This is a genomic window from Acidovorax sp. (genome assembly GCF_046314175.1).
Taxonomy (GTDB): domain Bacteria; phylum Pseudomonadota; class Gammaproteobacteria; order Burkholderiales; family Burkholderiaceae_C; genus Acidovorax.
Map to the genome: position 1 here is coordinate 1 of NZ_JBKBXG010000177.1, position 4,445 is coordinate 4,445.

Consider the following 4,445-nt stretch of genomic DNA (forward strand, 5'->3'; position numbering starts at 1 on the left):
ACCCGCCGACACCTTTGTGCGCAACCAGCACCCCGACCTGCGCGCCGACTTCATCCTGGCCAACCCGCCCTTCAACATCAGCGACTGGTGGCACCCCAGTTTGGAGGGCGACGCCCGCTGGGTGTATGGCGACCCACCCCACGGCAACGCCAACACCGCCTAGCTGCAGCACATGCTGCACCACCTCAAGGCCACGGGCCGTGCAGGCATTGTGCTGGCCAACGGCAGCATGAGCAGCAGCCAGAACAACGAAGGCCAGATCCGCGCCGCCATGGTCGATGCCGACGTGGTGGAAGTGATGATCGCCCTGCCCGGTCAGCTGTTTTTCAACACCCAAATCCCTGCCTGCCTGTGGTTTTTGGCCAAGAGCAAAAAGCGCAAGGGCGAAGTGCTGTTCATCGACGCCCGCAAACTCGCCACCATGATCAGCCGCGTGCAGGGCGAGCTGACCGACGAAGTCATCGACCGCATCGCCGCCACCGTAGCCGCCTGGCGCGGCGAACCCGCCCCCACCGTCAGCTCCGTTCAGGCTGAGCCCGTCGAAGCCCCCTACCAGGACATCCCCGGCTTCTGCCGCAGCGTGCCCCTGGCCGAGATCGCTCAGCACGGCCACGTGCTCACCCCCGGCCGCTACGTGGGCGCCGAGGCGGTGGAGGACGACGACGAAGCCTTTGCCGACAAGATGGTCAAGCTGACGGAAAAGCTGGGTGAGCAGATGGCCAAGGGCGCGGAGCTGGATGCGGTGATTCGGAAGAAGTTGGGGGGGTTGGGGTATGAGTTCTGAGTGGCCCCAATCCACACTCGGAGAATTTGTACGCTTGCAACGGGGTCACGATCTCACGGCCTCGGAGCAGCAAGCGGGCAGTATTCCAATCATGGGTTCCGCGGGTCCAAACGGAACGCATAGCGAGGCTTTGGCTCACGGGTCGGGCGTTGTAATTGGCAGAAGTGGAGCCTCGGCGGGACGGGTGCATTTCAGTGAAGTGGACTACTGGCCACACAACACCTGCCTGTATGTGACTGATTTTTTGGGCAACAACCCGAGATTCGCCTACTACCTACTACAAACGCTAGATTTGGCCGCGTTCAATTCGGGAAGCGCACAGCCTTCCTTGAATCGAAATTATCTGTACTCGATCTCGCTCAAGATTCCGCCGCGAGCGGCACAAGATGGCATCGTGGATGTGCTCAAGTCTCTCGACGACCGCATCACCCTCCTGCGCGAAACCAACGCCACGCTCGAAGCCATTGCCCAGGCGCTGTTCAAGTCGTGGTTTGTCGATTTCGACCCCGTGCGCGCCAAGATGGAAGGCCGCGTACCCGAAGGCATGGACGAAGCCACCGCCGCGCTGTTTCCCGATGCGCTGGAGGAGTCGGAGTTGGGGTGGGTGCCGAAGGGATGGCGCATGAGCCACCTAGCCGACCTGACTTCAACACACCATGGGAGCATCCAGACAGGGCCCTTTGGCAGCCAACTCCACGCGTCGGACTATGTGGACTCCGGCGTGCCGGTGGTCATGCCAAAAGACATCAAGGACCGCCGGGTCATGACCGACTCGGTTGCACGAGTAAGCCAGGAAAACGCTGATCGCCTTTCAAGACACAAACTGATCTCGGGCGACATTGTTTTCAGTCGCCGGGGTGACGTCGAGCGCCACGCGCTCATCACACAAAGAGAAGCGGGTTGGCTGTGCGGCACAGGTTGCCTTTTGCTTCGCCCAGGCAAAAGTTGGCGCTCTTCAACCTTTTTGTCCATGGCACTGGACGCGTCTCAGGCCCGCACTTGGCTGGTACAGCATGCGGTGGGTGCCACCATGCCGAATATCAACACCGGCATCCTTGGCTCGGTTCCCGTGCTCCTGCCGCCAGATGCGCTGCTTTCTGCCTTCGAAGATGTCGTCTCGGCAACGGAACTGCAGCGCAGTCACAACTCATCAACCGCTGAAACCCTCTCCACCCTCCGCGACACCCTGCTCCCCCGCCTGATCTCCGGCCAGTTGCGCTTGCCCAACGCAATGGCTGCAATGCATATGGAGGCTGCGTGATGATGACCTTAGACACTTTGAACCGCTGGTTGGTGGTAGCGCCCGAGGATGCCTTTTTGGGCGCAAAGTGCATAAACGCAAATCCATTTAGCACCAAATTTGTCAAAAACTTCCAATTGAATCAAAGACCTAATCGGTTAATTGCAATTCCACTTGAGATTTTCATGGCAGCGCGAGCCTGGCACCGACGCCATGACCGAAGTCCAACTCACCTGCTCCCCAGTCACGGCGCCATAGCGGTTTTTTCCTTGGGGCGTGCATGAGGGGACAGGACTGAAATGGGGCAGCAGCTGATGCCCATTGATAGCCTGGAGCCGCAACGACGTTTGGGGCTGCGGCAGCAGAAGTTGCCTTGTTCTGTGAAAGCACGCTTGCATACCGCGCTCTCATATTAAAGAATGCTTTAATACCGCAGCCGCTTATTAAAGAATGCTTTCATACGATGCGCAGCACCGGCACTTTCATTACATCCGCCACGCTCGGCGAGCCGGTCCAGGCGTTTGTGCCGCATTCGCTGCCCCCCGCCAAACCGCCGCTGGCCCCTGAGTCGTTTGCAGCGGCCAACCACGCGGCGGAAATGGCGCTGGCCCGCTTGGCCGGGGTGGCAGGGCTGGTGCCCTCTGTGGACTGGCTGCTATACAGCGCCATTCGCAAAGAGGCGTTGCTGACATCGCAGATTGAAGGCACGCAAGCCACCCTCACCGATCTGTTCGACGACGAAGCCGGTTTTGCTGTGAGCAACACCGACGACGTGGAAGAGGTGACCAACTACCTGCGCGCGTTCAGGCTGGTGCAGCACAACCTGCGTGACCCGGCCGGCCTGCCCATCAGCGTGCGCCTGCTGTGTGACGCCCACCGGTTGCTGCTCAGCGGCGTGCGCGGCACGGGCAAACAACCCGGTGAGTTACGCCGCTCGCAAAACTGGATTGGTGGCACCCGGCCGGGCAATGCCGTGTTTGTGCCGCCTCCGGCCGAGCGTGTGGCAGCGCTGCTGGGCGATATGGAGCAGTTCATTCACCAAGCCCACAGCCCATTGCCGCCGCTGGTCAAGATTGCGTTGGTGCACGCGCAGTTTGAAACCATTCACCCGTTTCTTGACGGCAATGGCCGCATTGGCCGCCTGCTGATTGCCGCACTGCTGGAGCATTGGGCTTTGCTGCCAGAACCCTTGATGTACCTGAGCGGCTACCTCAAACAACACCAGGCCGACTACTACCGCCACCTCTCCACAGTGCGTACGCAGGGCGATTGGGAGGGCTGGGTGGGTTTCTTTCTGCACGGCGTGGAAACCGCCGCATCCGAGGCTGAACGCGGCATTGTGGCGATTGCCAGCCTGGTGGCCGCAGACCGCAGGCGCCTGCTGCAAGCGCCCAAGGCGGGCCCAGCCAGCTACCGCTTGTTTGAACTGCTGCCCATGATGCCGCGCTTCACCGTGGAGCGGGTGCGTCAGCAATTGGGCACCAGCTTTCCCACCGCAAACGCAGCAGTGCAGATGCTCAGTGAGCTGGGCATAGTGACAGAGTTGACGGGACAAAAGAAGAACCGCAGCTACAGCTATCAGCCCTACATCGAGCTAATGAAACTCTGAAAGGTGCGAGCAAAAGCCCATGACCGAAGACCAGCTCGAACGCGAAACCCTGGCCTGGCTGCAGGACGTGGGCTACACCCACGCAGCAGGCCCCGACATTGCCCCCGACGGCCCCGCGCCCGAGCGCAGCGACTACCGGCAAGTTCTGCTGGCGGGACGCCTGCGCGCTGCGCTGGTACGGCTGAACCCCAGCATGCCCGCCACGGCGATTGATGACGCGCTGGCGCAGGTGCAAGACCTGGGCGTGCCGGCGCTGCTGGCGGCCAACCGGCGGTTTCACCGGCTGCTGGTGGCCGGTGTGCCGGTGCAGTACCAGCGCGGCAACGAGACGGTGGGCGACTTTGTGCGCCTGGTGGATTGGGCCACGCCCGAGCGCAATGACTGGCTGGCGGTGAACCAGTTCAGCGTGCGCGGGCCGCGCCACACGCGCCGGCCGGATGTGGTGCTGTTTGTGAACGGCCTGCCGCTGGTGTTGCTGGAGCTGAAGAACCCCGCCGACCAGGCCGCCAGCGTGTGGAAGGCCTACGACCAGATCCAGACGTACAAGGAGCAGATCCCGGACCTGTTTAACACCAACGAGGTGCTGGTGATTTCGGACGGCACCGAGGCGCTGCTGGGGTCGCTGAGCGCAAGCGCCGAGCGGTTCATGGCGTGGCGCACGATTGACGGCGCCACGCTGGACCCGCTGGGCCAGTTCAACGAGCTGCAGACGCTGGTGCGCGGCGTGCTGGCGCCGCAGTACCTGCTCGATTACCTGCGCTACTTTGTGCTGTTTGAAGACGATGGCCAGCTGGTGAAGAAGATCGCGGGCT

The 4,445-nt window shown here is 61.8% G+C and carries 3 protein-coding genes and 1 pseudogene; all 4 read left to right on the forward strand.

The features are described 5' to 3' along the window. Positions 1-784, forward strand: a pseudogene (locus ACK4OE_RS25285) (N-6 DNA methylase); the annotation flags it as partial. Beyond that, positions 774-2,045, forward strand: a complete 1,272-nt coding sequence (locus ACK4OE_RS25290) for a restriction endonuclease subunit S (protein ID WP_409889181.1) — start codon at positions 774-776, stop codon at positions 2,043-2,045. The pseudogene ACK4OE_RS25285 and the gene ACK4OE_RS25290, both read left to right, overlap by 11 nt. A 442-nt stretch (positions 2,046-2,487) precedes the next feature. Continuing rightward, positions 2,488-3,633 (forward strand): Fic family protein, encoded by a 1,146-nt coding sequence (locus ACK4OE_RS25295; RefSeq protein ID WP_409889182.1) that lies wholly within the window; start codon positions 2,488-2,490, stop codon positions 3,631-3,633. 19 nt (positions 3,634-3,652) lie between these two features. Then, the coding region (locus ACK4OE_RS25300) for a type I restriction endonuclease (protein WP_409889183.1) at positions 3,653-4,445 on the forward strand (793 nt) is incomplete at its 3' end.